This is a genomic window from Picosynechococcus sp. NKBG042902 (assembly GCF_963864045.1).
GTDB lineage: Bacteria > Cyanobacteriota > Cyanobacteriia > Cyanobacteriales > MRBY01 > MRBY01.
Genome location: NZ_CAWLTV010000073.1, coordinates 35,908 through 52,593, shown reverse-complemented (window position 1 = coordinate 52,593; position 16,686 = coordinate 35,908). Strand labels below are relative to the sequence as shown.

Here is a 16,686-nt window from a genome sequence, read left to right as displayed (position 1 = left end):
TTACTTCGCGTCGAGCCAATTTTTACCGCAGTGAATATCAACCACTAAAGGAATAGATAAAGGTATCGCTTGCTCCATTGTGGTTTTAATTTTAGGGCCTAATTCTTCCCATTCTTCTGGGGGCATTTCAAAAACTAATTCATCGTGAACTTGGAGTAACAAACGAGCCTGATAATCCTTTAATAATTCGTGAATTTGGATCATCGCCACTTTGATAATATCAGCACTGGAACCCTGGATCGGTGCATTAGCCGCTGCCCGTAATAATTGGGCATCGTTGTAGGCATAATCGAGGCTATCTAAATCAATCGCTTTGGGATCGCTGCCTTTTAGTTCAATTAAACAGTTACTGATAAAGTCAAAGTTGCGTCGTCGCTGCAAAATTGTACTCACGTAACCCTGGGCGATCGCCTGCTTTTTAACCAGTTCTAAATACTCAAAGACCTTAGCATAGCGTTCATGGTAGCGGTCAATAAAAGCCCGTCCTTCTTCCTTAGAAACGCCCGCTTCCCGGGCAAACCGCTGGGCACCCATTCCGTAGATCACACCAAAATTGATAATCTTACCAATCCGTCGTTCTGCAGCAGTGACGGCCTGGGGCGAGTCCCGATCAAAAATCATTTGTGCCGTGACCCGGTGGACATCTTCTCCGGCTTGGTAGGCCTGTAATAAAATGGGTTCTTGACTTAAGTGGGTCAGGATTCTGAGTTCAATTTGTGAATAATCTGCCGCAACAAGTACCCAGTTTTCCTTAGGGATAAATGCCCGCCGAATCCGTTGGGAAAATTCAGTGCGTACCGGAATATTTTGCAAGTTTGGATTTGATGAAGAAAGTCGCCCTGTACTGGTCAAAGTTTGATTGAAATCTGTATGGATTCTGTTCGTTTTTGGGCTAACAAGAGTCGGCAAAGCATCAATATAGGTGGATTTTAATTTTGCAAGGGTACGATATTCAAGAATGTAATCAATGATTGGGTGATCCCCTTGTAATTTTTCGAGGACAGCATGGTTTGTTGAATAGCCTGTTTTAGTTTTTCGTGTTTTCTTTGTGTTTAAACCCAACTTTTCAAAAAGGATTTCTCCTAATTGCTTGGTAGAATTGAGATTAAATCGTTCATCTGCTGCGTTGTAAGCTTTGGTTTCTAGGTCTGTTAAATCAGCCCCCAATTCTTCGGCTAATTGCTGAAGATAGTCTTGATCAATGCGAATACCTGTATTCTCCATGGCACAGAGTACTGGTTCTAGGGGCATTTCAACTTCTTCTAGAAGTTTTTCTAAATCGGGGTAATCTTTAAGCTCGACTTTTAATTTTTGGCAGACTAAATAAGTTGTATAAACATCTAAGCCACAGTATTCTGCTGCAACGGAAATCTCTAAATCTGCAATGGTTTGTTTTTTGGTTAACCCTAAATCTTTATAGCTTTTAGCAATGATATTTCCCAGATAACGTAGGCTCAAATCCGTTAAATTATGTTTCATCTCTGGATGTAAAACATAACTTGCTAACATCGTATCGAACACTACCCCAGCTAGAGTGATTCCCTGGTGGGTAAAAATAGCGCGGTCAAACTTCGCATTTTGAAAAACTTTTGGATATTTTTCTGTTTCCAAAATCGGTTTTAGGGCCTGAAAAATTTGTGTTTTCTCTAGTTGATTTCCGTCATGGTGGGCGATGGGAATGTAGGCAATATTGCCTGGGTCTCTACCCCAACAGCACCCAATACCCACGAGATCGACTTCCCGGGGATCTAAACCAGTGGTTTCTGTATCCCAGGCCACGGGGTGATTGACATCGGTTTGGGTTTTGAGTTGATCAACCAACTGGGCGAGCTTTTCTGTCGTGTCAATAATCAGGGGCTGGATCGGCGAGATAGTTGCAGTTGGGGGCGTCTGGGCTTGATTTTGGTCGGGATCTGAGGGAGCAAAAATAGATAATTGTGCGTTACCTGCTTCGTCAACGATTGTATTATTGGACTGGACAGATTCTAGGGTAAGAATTTCAATTGTTTCTGCGCCAAAAATTTGCTGGATTCTACCAATATCTTGAATAAATTTTTTGAGTTCTAATTTCGTTAAAATCCCGATTGCTTGCTCTAGATTAAAGCCAGTTAAATGAAGCTCATTTAAGAGAATATCAAGGGGCGCATCCTGGGCAATTTTTGCTAATTTTTGACAATGATAGGCGGCGTCTTTGTCGGCTTCTAGGCGTTTTTTAGTGGCGCCTTTAATATTATCGAGGTTGGCATAAATATTATCTAAACTGCCAAATTCATGGATGAGCTTAATGGCAGTTTTCTCACCAATGCCCTGGACACCTTTGTAATTATCGGAGGAATCACCCGCGAGGGCTTTGAAGTCTACGACTTGCTCTGGTTTTACACCTAATTTTGCTTCGACAAGCTCTGGGGTGAATTCTTCATAGCTACCGCTTTTGACGCCCTTGGTATCGAGGTAAAGAATGCTGATTTTTTTGTCAGGGTTTACCAACTGAAAAAGATCGCGATCGCCTGTCAAAATTTTTACCTGTTGGCCCGCTTCACTGGCTTGTCGGGCGAGGGTCGCAAGCACATCATCGGCTTCATAACCCACGGCAGTCACCCGGGACACATTTAAGCTATCGAGCAGGTCGAGGAGATTTTCAAAATCGGGCCGGAAATCGTCTGGGGCAGGCTTACGTTGGGCCTTGTAGTTCTCGTCGGCGGTGTGGCGAAAGGTGGGTTCTGGTCGGTCAAAGGCGATCGCCACCGCATCGGGTTTTTGGCGTTCGATCACCTGCACAAGGGCATTGAGAAAGCCAAAGCAAATACTCGTTGGAATTCCCGTTGAAGTCCGCAGCGCCCCTTGTCTAGACTTGGCAAAGGCGTAGTAGCAGCGAAAGGCGAGGGAGTGACCATCAATTAGAAGCAGCAGCGGCGTTGTCATTAATACTTACGGAACAATTCAAGGAGCAATCGACTATGATGATCTTCCCATAATCCCGCCATTTCATCACCCCAGGGATTTGTTTTATTGTAAAAAGGAGGTTGGTTTTTTACTTCCTTAATTTCAATCATCAAGAAAATAACTAATATTAAATAACCGAAAATACTGTTCTTTTAAGCTTTTAAAATATGAAAAATTTTGACGCCTTTTTTCAAGAAATTTATTCCCAACCCATCGAAGCTCGGCAACATTGGTATGCAGAGGCAACCCAGGCCTATGACCAATATCGTGCCCCCTATGTGCCGGAAATTATTGATTTAATCTGCGAAAAAATCAAGCCGGAAAGTGTCATTCTAGAAATTGGCAGCGGCCCAGGCAATGCAACGCAACATTTTGCCCAACGGGGTTTTTCATTAATCTGTTTAGAGCCGAACCCACGAGCCTGTAAATTTGCCGCCCAACGCTTCCAAAATTACCCAATTCAAATTATTAATACCACCTTTGAAGAATGGGAACCGACCCTAGAAAAATTTGAGACAATCCTTGCCAGTACTTCTTTTCACTGGCTGCAACCAGACACCAGATGCCAAGCGATCGCCAATTTACTCAAGCCCCAGGGCAACATAGTCTTACTTTGGAATACCGTGCCCCAACCCGATCCCAGCATTTTTCAGGATCTCTTGCCTCTCTATGAAAAATATATGCCCAGCTTTGCCAGCTTTGAAAATATCGCTGTCCAAGAACAAAATCTCAAGAACATCAGCCAAGGTTTGCTTGATTCAAATTGTTTTCAAAACTTAGAACTAACCCAGGTCATTGAAACAAAAGATTATTCCCCCAACGATTACCTCAAATTACTCACAACTCTTTCTCCCTACATTGCCCTAGATTCCACCGTTCGTAGGCAACTCTTCGATGAACTAAAGGCTGTTTTTCAAGCTCGAAAAATTCAGACGATTCCCACCCAATATATTTGCGCTGCCCACATTGCCCAAGTGAAACCGCCCAATTAAGAAAAAAGGTGAGAATCACTGACTCTCACCTAATCGGTTTAACTTAATATTGTTGTTAGATATTAAATCAATCTAATTTCTCGATTAGCTTTCCTTCAACCAGCTAAACATTGCCCGCAGATCCTTACCCACAACTTCAATGGGATGTTCTGCTTCACGGCGACGAATAGCCGTAAATTGCGCTTGACCCGACTGATTTTCGAGGATGAAATTTCGTGCAAACTCACCCGTTTGGATTTCCGTCAGAATTTCCTTCATTGCGGCTTTGGTTTCAGCAGTGATCACCCGTGGCCCACTGACATAATCACCATACTCAGCGGTGGTAGAAATGCTATCCCGCATTTTCGCCAGACCACCTTCCACAACGAGGTCAACAATGAGCTTCACTTCATGGAGACACTCAAAGTAAGCCAACTCCGGCTGGTAACCCGCTTCGACGAGGGTTTCAAAACCAGCTTTAATCAGAGCACTCAGACCACCACAGAGAACTGCCTGTTCACCAAATAGATCCGTTTCAGTTTCTTCTCGGAACGTGGTTTCAAGGATGCCACCGCGAGTACCGCCGATGCCTTTCGCATAGGCCATCGCCAAATCACGGGCTTGACCTGTGGCGTCTTGGTAAACTGCGAATAATGCGGGCACCCCTTGGCCTTGTTCGTAGGTACGGCGCACGAGGTGACCAGGGCCTTTAGGGGCAACCATTACAACGTCTACATCAGCGGGGGGAACGATTTGACCGAAGTTGATATTGAAGCCGTGGGCAAAGGAAAGTACATTACCCGCTTGGAGGTTGGGGAGAATATCTTTGGTGTAGACAGATTTTTGGACATCGTCGGGTAACAAAATCATGATCCAGTCCGCCACTTTTGCTGCTTCCGCAACAGGTAAAACCTTTAGACCTTCTGCTTCGGCTTTGGCTGTGGACTTACTTCCGGCATACAGGCCGATAACGACGTTAATCCCACTGTCTTTGAGGTTGAGGGCATGGGCATGGCCCTGGGAACCATAGCCGATGATGGCAACGGTTTTGCCGTTTAACAGATCTAAGTTTGCGTCCGCATCATAATACATGCGAGCCATAGGACAATTCTCCGACGGAAATTACAAAGTTAAGAATATGTGTTAATGCATACTGCAGACTTCGTATTATAGGAGATTGTTGTCAACTGAACTTTTGCTGGGCAGGCTCCTCAGAAATTTTTAATAACTTATAGGAAAAACAACCAACCGACATCTTTGATTTCGGCAAACTCTGCTGATCATTGCGTCGAAATTTTGGCGATCGCCGAGGATCTCAGTCGCCCTCCCTGGGAACTTGACAGGCGCAGCAATGATTCGCCGAAGGCTTTTGGGGCTGTTACAATAAACCTCTGATAATTCTGTTGGTCTTACAAGCAATAAACTCCCATGGGTAAAGGTATCGTTCTGCTATCAAAACGAGAAATTGAAAAAATGCGCAATGCGGGACGGCTAGCGGCGCAACTCCTTGATTACCTAGAGCCTCTGGTTAAACCGGGAGTGACGACCCTCGAATTGAACGATGCGGCGGAGGAATGGACCCAAAAACACGGTGCAAAAAGTGCCCCCCTCGGTTATGGCAAGAGCAATCCTTACCCAAAATCCATTTGTACCAGTGTCAATGAAGTAATTTGTCACGGCATTCCCAGTAAGAAAAAAGTGCTCAAAGACGGCGACATCATCAATATCGATGTGACCCCCATTCTCGATGGCTACCATGGTGATACGTCCCGGACTTTTTTTGTGGGCACCCCAGCACCCAGGGTTAAAAAATTAGTCGAAGTAACGGAAAAATGTCTGTACATCGGCATTGAAGCGGCTCAACCCAACGGTCGCATCGGTGATATTGGGGCGGCGATCCAAGAATATGCCGAATCCCAAGGCTATTCAGTCGTGCGTGATTTTGTCGGCCATGGCATTAGTAATGTCTTCCACACAGAGCCTCAGGTTCCCCACTATGGTAAACGCGGCAAGGGCACCAAAATTCGTCCGGGGATGGTTTTTACCATTGAACCGATGATTAATGAAGGCACCTACGAGAGCCAGCTACTCGGTGATGGTTGGACAGCGGTAACTAAGGACGGTAAGCTCTCGGCCCAGTTTGAACATACCATTGCGATCACCCCAGAAGGGCCAGAAATTTTAACCCTGTCGGCATAAAGGGTGTGATGGGATAGCTTGAAAACCTGAGATACCAACAAAAAAGACCCCACTTGGGGTCTTTTCACAATTAGTTTTAGAGTTTAAACGTAAGCGTCTAAAGCTCTATTCTTCTTCGTCTGCTGCTTCAGCCTCTTCTGCTTCGAGGGTTCCGGCAGGGACAAATTCGATCTCAGACTGTTCTTCGAGCCAATCGAGGGTAGCATCAATGGTCAACTCTTCTTTGATGGCTTCCTGGAGACGCTCTTCATCAAAGCCTTCCTGGAGTTCTGCCTTAGCTTCCTCTAGGCGCTCGTTGAATTTGTCGGTATCAATTTCGATCTTCTCGACCTTGGCAATTTCCGTGAGAATCAAGGAGTTGCTGAGCCGTTGTTCTGCTTCTGGGCGAGCCGTTTCTCGCAGTTTAGGAATCATATCCTTGGTAAAGATGCGATTCACATCGATGCCCATGCGGCTAAATTCCATCATCTGCTGGGTGAGGACTGCGGTAATTTCTTCGTTGACGCTCACTTCTGGCAGTTCGGCGCTGTTGTTGGCAGCGAGTTGCTCTAGCAGATAACGACGCACGCTGTTTTTGGTGCTGATTTCAGCGTTTTCTTTTAGCTGGGCTTCTAGACTTTCTTGCCAAGCCGCGAGGGTTTCAAATTCTTCGTTGGTGGCTTCGCTGGCAAACTCATCATCGAGTTTCGGTAGTTCGCGGCTCTTGAGTTCCTTGAGGGTGACGGTGAAGGAGACTTGTTTCCCGGCCATTTCTTCGTTGCCGTAGTCTTCGGGGAAGGTAACGGTGAATTTCTTGGTTTCTTCGGGTTTCATGCCGACAAAACCATCCACAAAGCCTGGGATAAATTTGCCTTCTTCGAGGTCGAGGGAAAAGTCTTCGGCTTGGGTGCCGGGGATAATGTCTGCTTCTTCTTCACCAGCGTCGTTTACATAGCGACCTTCGTAATCGGCGATCGCCACATCTCCCATTTGGGCAGCCCGGTCTTCGACGGGGACAAGGGTAGCAAGCTCGCGTTGTTTCTGGGTGAGAAATTCATCGAGATCCGCCGGATCATATTCGCTCTTTTCGGCCTTGAAGCTGAGGCCCTTGTAGCTGTTGAGGCTGACGGTGGCGGGGACATCCACGGCGGCCTTGAAAGTGAAGGCTTCACCGGGTTTGTAGGCGCTGATCAGGTCATCGAAGGAAGATTTGAGTTGGAAATTTCCTAGGGCCTCAATGTTTTCTTGGGCGATCGCCGCTTTTAAGCTGTCGTCGATCAAATCCTCAAGGACAGACGCCTTAATGCGATTGGGGCCTAACCGTTGGATCAAAATCTGCTTAGGCACTTTCCCTTTCCGGAAACCAGGGAGGTTCACGGTACGGGCGAGTTTCCGCACTGTGTCATCATAGGCTTTTTGGGTGACGTCAGCGGGGACTTCGATTTCTAGCCCAACTTGGCTGGCAGGAAGCTTTTCCTGGATAACTTTCATCGATGTTTAAAGGTTCTAATATATAAGTTACAACTAAGGGTCTTAGGATAGTTTTGTTCGTTGGCGATCGCCCCTTTAGGGGTCTGAATTGAGCGCTCCATGATATCCTAAGGTCAGTAACCCAAACGCAGGATTACCCAGAGTATGTTTGGGTCGGTCTATTGCGTTTTTACGAGGGGTTAACCTATCTGATAATAGTATAATTAGAGCTTCGATATACAAAGTCTTGCGAAAGGGATGTCCCAGCACAGAACGACAAAAGCGGCCCTGCTTATCCTAGCCAAACCCTCGCCTCTGGGGTGATCAAGCCAGCCCCGCCACAGTGAAAAATTCCCCCTAGGCGATCGCCCCAACCAGATTTTTACTTTTTAATTTCATTACCCTTAACCCAAAGTCATTAGGAGGTTTATTCTTTGTCAAAATTAGTCAATGTCGCCATTCTTGGTGCTACCGGAGCCGTTGGCGCAGAACTCTTACAGTTGTTAGAAGAACGGGATTTCCCCCTCAACAACCTAAAACTTTTGGCCTCGCCCCGTTCTGCCGGGAAAACCCTCACCTTTAAAGGCCAACCCATTACCGTCGAAGCCGTCAGCCCAGAAGCCTTTGAAGGGATCGATATTGTCCTCGCCTCCGCCGGGGGAAGCACCTCGAAAAAATGGGCCAAGGCGATCGTCGAAGCCGGTGCCGTGATGATCGACAACTCCAGCGCCTTCCGCATGGATCCTGATGTGCCCCTCGTGGTGCCAGAAATTAACCCAGCGGCAGCCCAAAAACACCAGGGTATTATCGCGAACCCCAACTGCACAACCATTCTCATGGGGGTGGCAATTTATCCTCTCCATCAAATGCAACCCATCCAGCGGATTGTGGTTTCCACCTATCAATCTGCCAGTGGTGCTGGGGCCATGGCCATGGAAGAAGTCAAACAACAAACCCAAGCGATCTTGGCGGGTGAAGAACCCCCCACAGAATCTTTTCCTTATCCCCTCGCCTTTAATCTTTTCCCCCACAATACCCCCATCGATGACGCGGGCTATTGCGAAGAAGAGATGAAAATGGTGAACGAAACCCGGAAGATCTTTGGGGCGCCTGACCTGCGGATTAGTGCTACCTGTGTCCGGGTGCCGGTGCTGCGGGCCCATTCTGAAGCGGTTAACCTAGAGTTTGCGCAGCCCTTCGAGCCAGCCCAAGCCAAAGACATCCTCACCACGGCTCCTGGTGTTACCGTAGTAGAAGATTGGGAGAATAACTATTTCCCGATGCCCGTGGATGCAACGGGGAAAGATCCGGTGCTGGTGGGTCGTATTCGCCGGGATATTTCCCAAGACAATGGCCTGGAATTGTGGCTCTGTGGCGATCAAATTCGGAAAGGAGCAGCCCTTAATGCCGTCCAGATTGCGGAACTGCTTTGGGAAAAAGATTGGCTCCAACCAGCGGCGATCGCAACGGCGGTCTAGTCCAGTAAGATTTATGTGTGTTGTGTCGATTCGTTTATGACAAGTACAAGATTTGGTCGAGTGATCACCGCAATGGTGACCCCCTTTACGGAAGAGGGGCAGGTGGATTACGCGATGGCGGAAAAATTAGCGGCCCATCTCATTGACCAAGGGAGTGACGCCCTTGTTGTCTGCGGCACCACCGGAGAATCACCCACCCTGACTTGGGATGAGGAGTATGAGCTATTCCGGGCTGTGCAAAATGCTGCCACTGGACGGGCTAAGGTGATCGCGGGTACGGGTTCTAATTCCACCAGTGAGGCGATCGCCGCCACCCAAAAAGCCGCTAAACTGAACTTGGACGGTTCGCTGCAAGTTGTTCCTTATTACAATAAGCCCCCCCAGGAAGGACTTTATCAGCATTTCAAGGCGATCGCCGAGGCCTGCCCTGATATCCCGTTGATGCTTTACAACGTGCCGGGGCGCACCAGTTGTAATCTGTTACCCGAAACCGTGATTCGCCTCGCCACAGTGGACAACATCGTGGCCATCAAAGAAGCCAGCGGTAACCTCGACCAGGCCGCCCAAATTCGTTGTGGTGTGGATTCTACCTTTGAAATTTACTCAGGGGATGATAGTCTAACCCTACCTTTGATGAGTGTAGGAGCCCAGGGCGTTGTGAGCGTTGCCAGTCACCTTGTCGGGCCGCAGATGCAGGCGATGATCCAAGCCTTTCTTGCTGGCCGTACCCAGGAGGCGATCGCCCTCCACCTGAAGCTTTTCCCCCTATTCCGTGTCCTATTCTGTGATACCAACCCCCTCCCCGTGAAAACCGCTCTCATTCTTCAGGGATGGCGTTTAGGTAGCTTTCGTCCGCCCCTCTGTCCCCTCAGCCCTGATCGCACGAAACAACTCACCCAGGTATTGAAGGATCTGTCCCTCCTCTAAAACAAAGCATGGGACGAACAGCCCACTGCCATGGCTTTTGACAACTGAACAGTATTGCGCCAATTACCAGCACCCTGGCGATCGCTGGTCATATCTAGCCGTTGGTCTTCAAATACCAGCCTAAAAGTTTTCTATTTCAACCTTTTCTCTAGTTTTAACCACAAGCAAATCTAAGGAGTTTTATGAACAAGAGCAAACCCCAACCCACAACCCGTAGAAGAACTCGCACCAGTCAAAAACAAACGACAAAGCCAGAAAATCTCAACCCCCAGGACAGTATTAAAATTATTCCCCTGGGTGGTCTCCACGAAATTGGTAAAAACACCTGTGTTTTTGAATATGACGATGAAATCGTGCTGCTTGATGCGGGACTAGCCTTTCCGACGGATGGGATGCACGGGGTCAACATTGTTCTGCCAGATACAACCTATCTCCGGGAAAACCGCCACAAAATTAAGGGGATGATTGTCACCCACGGCCACGAAGATCACATTGGTGGCATTTCCCATCACCTCAAGCAGTTTGATATTCCCGTCATCTATGGCCCCCGCCTAGCCATGTCTCTGTTGTCCGACAAACTAGATGAAGCAGGCGTAAGCGATCGCACCAAACTCCACAGCGTTATGCCACGGGACATGGTGCGCATTGGTAAAAATTTCCTCGTAGAATACATCCGCAATACCCACTCCATTGCCGATAGCTTTACCGTGGCGATCCATACCCCCATCGGCGTGATTATTCACACAGGGGACTTCAAAGTAGACTTTACCCCCGTTGACGGTGAACAGTTTGATTTCCAACGGCTCGCTGAGCATGGCGAAAAAGGCGTTCTCTGTCTTTTAAGTGATTCGACGAACGCCGAAGTTCCTGGTCGCACCCCTTCGGAAGCCTCAGTGAAGCCGAATTTAGACCGTATCTTTGGTCAGGCCCAAGGACGACTCTTTGTGACGACCTTCGCCTCTTCTGTCCACCGGGTCAGCATTATTTTAGAACTGGCGCAAAAACACAACCGTAAGGTGGCTGTGGTAGGCCGTTCCATGCTAAACGTCATTTCCCATGCCCGCAATTTAGGCTACATGAAATGTTTGGATGAGCTGTTTATTCCCCTGCGGCAGCTGAAAAGCATGAAGGATGAGGATGTCTTGATCCTGACAACGGGTTCCCAAGGTGAAACCCTATCGGCCATGACCCGGATCTCCCACGATGCCCACCGCCACATCAAAATTAAGGAAGGGGATACGGTAGTCTTTTCGGCCAATCCAATCCCTGGGAATACGATCGCCGTGGTAAATACCATTGATCGTTTGATGATGCGCGGCGCGAAAGTCATCTACGGTAAAGGGGAAGGAATCCACGTTTCTGGTCACGGCGCCCAAGACGATCACAAGTTGATGTTGGCCTTGACGAAGCCGAAGTTCTTTATTCCGTTCCACGGGGAACACCGGATGTTGGTGAAGCACGCCCAAACGGCCCAATCAATGGGGGTACCAGAAGAAAATATTGTGATTATCGATAACGGTGACATTGTGGAACTCACAGAAAATTCCATTGGTGTTACCGGGAAAGTGCCTTCGGGAATTGAATTAGTAGACCGTTCTGGTATTGTCCATGATTCGGTACTCCAGGAACGGCAACAGTTGGCCGAGGAAGGGGTGATTACGGTGGCCGTGGCGATCGCCCAGGACGGTAATCTAATTGCGCCGCCAGAAATTCATCTCCGGGGTGTGGTTACCGCAGCAAACAATAAGTTGCTCCACCAGTTAATCCAACGGAATGTCGAGAATGTGTTGGAAGACCGCCTCGCAGAGTACAAAGAACATGGCAAGCGCAGCAATGAAGACATTGATTGGACTGACATTCGTCTAGAGATTGAAGCATCCTTACAACGCCTTGCCCGTCGAGAATTACAAGGGGAACCCCTGGTGGTCTTTTTGATGCAGGTCAGCGAACAGACTGCCGTTAGAACCCAGCGCCGTCGTCGTCGTCCCACAGCATCCCTTGCTTCCTAATGAAGGAAAAGGATTTGGGATCTACTCTAAGTCTCTTGTAAGCATTTGAATTCAGAGAAATACACGAAAGGGAGCCATAATGACTCCCTTTTTTGTTTACGGATTTAGAGCATTAAAAAAATTCGAGAAAATGTTTAGCTGATAGCCAAGCTCTTAGAAAAATTAATTTTCGCTATTTTGAGCCTGGGCCGGATCTACCCAGATAATGCGCTGTTGTTTGGGATCGACTTTTATGGTGTACTCCTGCATTAGTCGATGGCTCTCGTAGGCATCGAAGTGACGGTTAAATTCTTGGCGTAGTTTGGCGACCCGTTGTTCTGCTTCGGTGACTTCGCCCTTGAGAACAGATAACTGCTGCTGTTGGGATAGTTGGGCTGGTAACAATTGGGCAATGGAGGCGATCGCCACCCCACCGAGGAGACAATTTACAGAAATCTGCGCCGCCAATTCCCAGCAGGCGAACCGATGCTGCTTATTTGCTGCTGTTGATGGGCCAGCGCTTTTTTGATCTTGCTTATGGCGACGTTTCTGGAGAGAAATGGGGGTCTGTTGCCGGGGTGATTGTGGAGGGGAGAAGCCGTACATGAACACAGGATCCAACACTAAAAAAACAAGAAATCGCGTAACCTGAAGTTATCAAAGCATTTTTCTTTGATTGATAATGCTTATAACAAGCCTTTTTAGAAAAAATGATCGATAATTTTGCCGATGTTTAAATGACAGTAGATGCGCTGAAAATGGATCGAGGCGATCGCCCAAATCATTAAGATGTAAAAAATTTCAAGACCGAAATTCACCACAATTTTTTGGAGAATTTTGATCAAGCTTTGGCCTTGATGCTAGCAGCATCTTAGCATTTGCGTTTTAAAAAATTAGAATCTCTTCAAAAAGAAGCTCTGATCCCCAAAATTCAGGCAGATATGGCCGCTATTGATAAATAAAATAAATCATAGTCACGCAGATTTTGTTGAATTCTAATAGGTTTCTGCATAGGGGCTGGGACTCTGGGCCAGATTCAAAAACTTTGTTAGCTCCGGCTGGAAAATCAGCTTAACCGTCCCGGTGGGGCCATTACGGTGTTTCGCAATAATCACCTCGGCAATATCTCGCTCCGGAGTATCTGGATTGTAATAACTGTCGCGGTAGAGCATTAAAACCAGGTCGGCATCCTGCTCGATGGAACCTGATTCGCGCAGGTCAGACATCATCGGGCGTTTGCTGTTGCGGGCCTCAACCCCTCGACTTAACTGGGATAGGGCAAAAATGGGTACATCTAATTCCCTGGCGAGCCCTTTGAGCGATCGCGTAATTTTTGAGAGTTCTTGGACACGATTGTCTCCACCGCCTTCCATGAGTTGCAGATAGTCAATGAGGATTAACCCTAACTTTCCCCCCTGTTCTGCCTGAAGTTTCCGGGCCTGCGATCGCATCTGACCTACCGTGATATTCGCCGTATCATCGATAAATAAAGGCACATCCGACAAAAATTCCACCGCTTTGAGGAGAGGACGCATATCAACCTCATCGAGGCGTCCGGCCCGGAGACGATTACTTTCAATCTGAGCCTCCCCAGCCAAGAGGCGCTGCACCAATTGCTCCTTCGACATTTCTAAACTAAAAATGGCCACGGGAAGCCGTTCCTTTTTAGCGATATTAGTGGCCACATTGAGCGAAAAACTGGTTTTCCCCATGGCGGGACGTCCGGCAATAATCACCAGATCAGAGCGTTGGAAGCCATTGGTCATCGCATCGAGATCATAAAACCCACTCGAAAGCCCCGACAGCATCTCTTTTTCCTGCTGCTTGGCCTGGCGTTCTTCGATATTGCTAAAGGCTTCGGCAATGGTTTCGGCAATGGCGGTTAGGCCATCCTGGGGACGGGTCTGGGTGAGCCGAAAGATTTTTTGCTCAGATTCATCGAGGACATCGGGTAGAGTTTTAACGGTGTCATAGCCCAGATCAATAATTTCATGGCCCCCGGCAATGAGTTGTCGCCGCACGTATTTATCCATGACCAGTTCCGCATAGTGGTCAATATTCACCGCGGATACGGTGCGATCCACCAATTGGGAAAGCTTGGGAATACCGCCGACTTTTTCGAGACGTTCGTTGTCCTGGAGCCAGGTACTCAGGGCCAATAAATCCGTCGGTTTGCCTTGGTTATGGAGCACCAACAAACCTTGATAAATATCCCGGTGGGCCTGGACATAAAAAGCATTGATCACCAGAACATCCACCACCCGGCCCATGGCCTCTGGGTCCATTAAAATCCCCCCTAGAATAAATTCTTCGGCTTCGATATTTTGGGGCGGAAGGGCGTTACCGGGAAAAGCGGGAGTTGAATCGGCCATGGTTGGGGAGGAAGTGGGGCGTAAGGAAACGCTTTCTTAATAGTCTAAACGTACTGATTGAAAATGAAAATAGCGATCGCCGCTGGGACTTGCTGGAATGTCAGAGGCAATGGGAAGATCGCAGTCATTAGGCAGAGGGGATTTCATGTTTAGTTATCTTAAGGGAGAGGCGATCGCCATCCACCGGAATTTGCAGGGGCGTTTTTTTCTAATTCTCGAAGTAAGGGACATTGGCTACGAGATCCAAGTGCCAGGACGCCTCGCCCAGGAGTTGGAAGCAGTGATCGGCCAGCCCCAACACATTTTTGTCCACAGTCAGCAACGGGAGGACGGCACCTATCTCTACGGCTTTGCCAGCGGTGCCACGCGGGATTTGTTTCGGCAACTGATTAGTGTCAGTGGCATTGGTGCCCAAGGGGCGATCGCCCTCCTCGATACCCTAACCTTGCCGGAATTGGTACAGGCCATTGTCACCGCCGATCATCGCCAGCTAGCCAAAGCGCCGGGCATTGGCAAAAAAACCGCCGAACGGCTTGCCCTCGAACTGCGCAGCAAACTCAGCCAATGGCGGGATCAGTTTTCGCTTCCCGACACAGCCGCTCAACCCAATGCTGCCGTCCACGAAGATTTGGAGTTAACCTTGTTGGCCTTGGGATACCAAGAAACCGAAATCCGTGGGGCGATCGCCACCCTCAGTCAAGACTCGATTCTGTTGCAAAATGACAATGCCGACGAATGGATCCGGCGGGCCATCACTCTCTTGAGCCAGACATAACAAGACAAAAACCCCCTGCAATGAGGAGGCCCAGGCTCACCTGTTCAACAAAAAAACGCTATTGAATTTCCCGGACATGGGGTTGTCCGTCAATAATTTCGCCGACCAAAATCACATCAGCCACCCCAACAAACAGACCGTTTTCCAGGACGCCAGGGATATTATTAATCTTTTGCTCTAGGGTTGCCGGGTCGTCGATGCCAGCAAATTTAAGATCCACGACTAAATTTCCTTCATCGGTCACCACGGGGCCAGCTTTTTTGACTCCCATTCGGAGTTCCGGCTTACCACCCAATGCTTCTAGTTGGCGCATCACTGGCGTAATGGCCATGGGAATAACTTCCACGGGTAATAAAAAGGTTGAACCCAAGCGATCAACCAGCTTGCCGCTATCTACCACGACGATAAACTTGTTGGCGAGGGCATCCACAACTTTTTCCCGGGTGTGGGCCGCACCGCCCCCTTTAATTAAATTTTTCTGGGGATCGACCTCATCGGCCCCATCAATGGCCACATCAATGTGATCGACGGCATCCAAACTGCTTAGGGGAATGTTGTACTGTTTTGCGAGAACTTCTGCCTGGAAGGAGGTGGGAATCCCGACAATATTCTCCAGTTCACCTGCGGCTAAACGCTCACCAATGTATTGAATTGCATAGGCCGTTGTTGACCCAGTGCCTAAACCAACCACTGAGTTGGACTGGACTAGGGCGGCGGCGGCTTTGCCCACTTCCTGTTTCATGACCGTGACGGCATCCATTGTGTATCCCTCCGAGAAAAAAGTTGAATAAAAAAATTAATGCTGAAAAATTTTTTGGCGTAAACAAAACAAATCCTGCCACACGATCTGCAGCAGGAAAATCAATGACCCAAGGCCTAAACGTTAGCGGTTTGCTGTTGGAGCATGTCTTTGAGCTTCTCCAATTCGCTGGCCCAGCGGGGGTCGGGTTGAGCGGAAGTTGCATCGCCATAGCTGGATTGCTTCTTGCTGCCACCACCACTGCGCTTGCGCTTGCCGCCTTTGGCATTACTGGCTTCGGCTGGTTTGTCATCGCCTTTGCTACGGGGGAGAGCCTTCTCAATTTTGAGGGGACTGTCCATGAAGGATTGGCCATTGTACTTTTCGATGAAAGCATCGGCTTCTTCGTCGGTGGGGACGGTAACGAAGGCGAAACCACGGCATTTGCCTGTTTTCCGGTCTTTGATCACTTTGGTGGTTGCGTTTTCGCCTGCTTCAGCAAAGAAATCAACCAGGGCTTGTTTTTCGACGACGTCTTTGGGCAGATTGCCGACATACAAACGTACGGACATAGGGAACCTCCTAGATGTTGGTTGGGTTAGATGAAAAACTGGTTTGGGGACAAACTCGTCCAGGGATCAAGTGCTGATAATGTGGCGATCGCCTTTGACCTTGCATACAAAAAAATTTAACTGTAAAAAGACTGATCATCCAGTATTGTTGTGCCCTAGGGCCTTCGGTGAAAACTGATCGGTTTGTCTGTCACAGGAGCAGTGGTGGCATACTTCACATCGTGCGGTTGCTCTGGAATTTTTACTTTACCGTGAACGTTACAGAATGTATAG

14 protein-coding genes are annotated in these 16,686 nt (G+C 48.2%); 7 read left to right on the top strand and 7 right to left on the bottom strand.

Annotated elements, in window-relative coordinates:
- Complete coding sequence (gene polA / locus AACR41_RS11315) at positions 1–2,922, bottom strand: DNA polymerase I (RefSeq protein ID WP_030006499.1); 2,922 nt, start codon at positions 2,920–2,922, stop codon at positions 1–3.
- Between the two features lie 188 nt (positions 2,923–3,110).
- Between polA and AACR41_RS11310 the strand changes: the two genes are divergently transcribed.
- Positions 3,111–3,935, top strand: a complete 825-nt coding sequence (locus AACR41_RS11310) for a class I SAM-dependent methyltransferase (protein ID WP_030006498.1) — start codon at positions 3,111–3,113, stop codon at positions 3,933–3,935.
- An 84-nt stretch (positions 3,936–4,019) separates the two neighbouring features.
- Here AACR41_RS11310 and ilvC read toward each other — a convergent pair whose 3' ends face one another.
- Positions 4,020–5,015: a ketol-acid reductoisomerase gene (gene ilvC, locus AACR41_RS11305; protein ID WP_012306898.1), complete on the bottom strand. Its 996-nt coding sequence runs from the start codon at positions 5,013–5,015 to the stop codon at positions 4,020–4,022.
- Positions 5,016–5,171: 156 nt separating this feature from the next.
- On the opposite strand from ilvC, the gene AACR41_RS11300 reads away from it, so the two are divergent.
- Together AACR41_RS11300 and map are read left to right on the top strand one after the other, a co-directional pair.
- A complete protein-coding gene (locus tag AACR41_RS11300) occupies positions 5,172–5,309 on the top strand; it encodes a hypothetical protein (RefSeq protein ID WP_161768733.1) in 138 nt (45 codons plus the stop codon).
- 33 nt (positions 5,310–5,342) lie between these two features.
- Complete coding sequence (gene map, locus AACR41_RS11295; RefSeq protein WP_030006497.1) at positions 5,343–6,113, top strand: type I methionyl aminopeptidase; 771 nt, start codon at positions 5,343–5,345, stop codon at positions 6,111–6,113.
- A 105-nt stretch (positions 6,114–6,218) separates the two neighbouring features.
- On the opposite strand, the gene tig is transcribed toward map, so the two are convergent.
- Positions 6,219–7,583, bottom strand: coding sequence for a trigger factor (gene tig / locus AACR41_RS11290; RefSeq protein ID WP_030006496.1), 1,365 nt, complete (start codon positions 7,581–7,583; stop codon positions 6,219–6,221).
- Positions 7,584–7,996: 413 nt separating this feature from the next.
- Between tig and AACR41_RS11285 the strand changes: the two genes are divergently transcribed.
- The 3 genes from AACR41_RS11285 (at position 7,997) to AACR41_RS11275 (ending at position 11,976) form a co-directional block, all read left to right on the top strand.
- Positions 7,997–9,040 carry an aspartate-semialdehyde dehydrogenase gene (locus AACR41_RS11285; RefSeq protein ID WP_030006495.1) on the top strand — a complete coding sequence of 348 codons (1,044 nt, stop codon included), beginning with the start codon at positions 7,997–7,999 and terminating at the stop codon, positions 9,038–9,040.
- Positions 9,041–9,076: 36 nt separating this feature from the next.
- Positions 9,077–9,967 (top strand): 4-hydroxy-tetrahydrodipicolinate synthase, encoded by an 891-nt coding sequence (gene dapA, locus AACR41_RS11280; protein WP_030006494.1) that lies wholly within the window; start codon positions 9,077–9,079, stop codon positions 9,965–9,967.
- 182 nt (positions 9,968–10,149) lie between these two features.
- Entirely contained in the window at positions 10,150–11,976 is a 1,827-nt protein-coding gene (locus tag AACR41_RS11275; protein WP_012306893.1) for a ribonuclease J, read from the top strand.
- Positions 11,977–12,138: 162 nt separating this feature from the next.
- On the opposite strand, the gene AACR41_RS11270 is transcribed toward AACR41_RS11275, so the two are convergent.
- Both AACR41_RS11270 and dnaB read right to left on the bottom strand, forming a co-directional pair.
- Positions 12,139–12,561: a slr1601 family putative cell division protein gene (locus tag AACR41_RS11270; protein WP_045441673.1), complete on the bottom strand. Its 423-nt coding sequence runs from the start codon at positions 12,559–12,561 to the stop codon at positions 12,139–12,141.
- Positions 12,562–12,950: 389 nt separating this feature from the next.
- Positions 12,951–14,327 (bottom strand): replicative DNA helicase, encoded by a 1,377-nt coding sequence (dnaB, locus tag AACR41_RS11265; RefSeq protein ID WP_030006491.1) that lies wholly within the window; start codon positions 14,325–14,327, stop codon positions 12,951–12,953.
- A gap of 145 nt (positions 14,328–14,472) precedes the next feature.
- Between dnaB and ruvA the strand changes: the two genes are divergently transcribed.
- Positions 14,473–15,102, top strand: coding sequence for a Holliday junction branch migration protein RuvA (gene ruvA, locus AACR41_RS11260; protein WP_030006490.1), 630 nt, complete (start codon positions 14,473–14,475; stop codon positions 15,100–15,102).
- A 58-nt stretch (positions 15,103–15,160) separates the two neighbouring features.
- Here the strand turns inward: ruvA and rpiA are convergent, their stop codons facing one another.
- Both rpiA and AACR41_RS11250 read right to left on the bottom strand, forming a co-directional pair.
- A complete protein-coding gene (gene rpiA / locus AACR41_RS11255; protein WP_030006489.1) occupies positions 15,161–15,862 on the bottom strand; it encodes a ribose-5-phosphate isomerase RpiA in 702 nt (233 codons plus the stop codon).
- A gap of 116 nt (positions 15,863–15,978) precedes the next feature.
- Positions 15,979–16,413, bottom strand: a complete 435-nt coding sequence (locus AACR41_RS11250) for an RNA recognition motif domain-containing protein (protein WP_030006488.1) — start codon at positions 16,411–16,413, stop codon at positions 15,979–15,981.
- Positions 16,414–16,686: the final 273 nt, after the last annotated feature.

Bases quoted from the DNA above. Each gene is read 5' to 3' on its own strand.
- polA (WP_030006499.1), bottom strand. From the start codon at position 2,922: ATGACAACGCCGCTGCTGCTTCTAATTGATGGTCACTCCCTCGCCTTT.
- AACR41_RS11310 (WP_030006498.1), top strand. From the start codon at position 3,111: ATGAAAAATTTTGACGCCTTTTTTCAAGAAATTTATTCCCAACCCATC.
- ilvC (WP_012306898.1), bottom strand. From the start codon at position 5,015: ATGGCTCGCATGTATTATGATGCGGACGCAAACTTAGATCTGTTAAAC.
- map (WP_030006497.1), top strand. From the start codon at position 5,343: ATGGGTAAAGGTATCGTTCTGCTATCAAAACGAGAAATTGAAAAAATG.
- tig (WP_030006496.1), bottom strand. From the start codon at position 7,583: ATGAAAGTTATCCAGGAAAAGCTTCCTGCCAGCCAAGTTGGGCTAGAA.
- dapA (WP_030006494.1), top strand. From the start codon at position 9,077: ATGACAAGTACAAGATTTGGTCGAGTGATCACCGCAATGGTGACCCCC.
- AACR41_RS11275 (WP_012306893.1), top strand. From the start codon at position 10,150: ATGAACAAGAGCAAACCCCAACCCACAACCCGTAGAAGAACTCGCACC.
- AACR41_RS11270 (WP_045441673.1), bottom strand. From the start codon at position 12,561: ATGTACGGCTTCTCCCCTCCACAATCACCCCGGCAACAGACCCCCATT.
- dnaB (WP_030006491.1), bottom strand. From the start codon at position 14,327: ATGGCCGATTCAACTCCCGCTTTTCCCGGTAACGCCCTTCCGCCCCAA.
- ruvA (WP_030006490.1), top strand. From the start codon at position 14,473: ATGTTTAGTTATCTTAAGGGAGAGGCGATCGCCATCCACCGGAATTTG.
- rpiA (WP_030006489.1), bottom strand. From the start codon at position 15,862: ATGGATGCCGTCACGGTCATGAAACAGGAAGTGGGCAAAGCCGCCGCC.
- AACR41_RS11250 (WP_030006488.1), bottom strand. From the start codon at position 16,413: ATGTCCGTACGTTTGTATGTCGGCAATCTGCCCAAAGACGTCGTCGAA.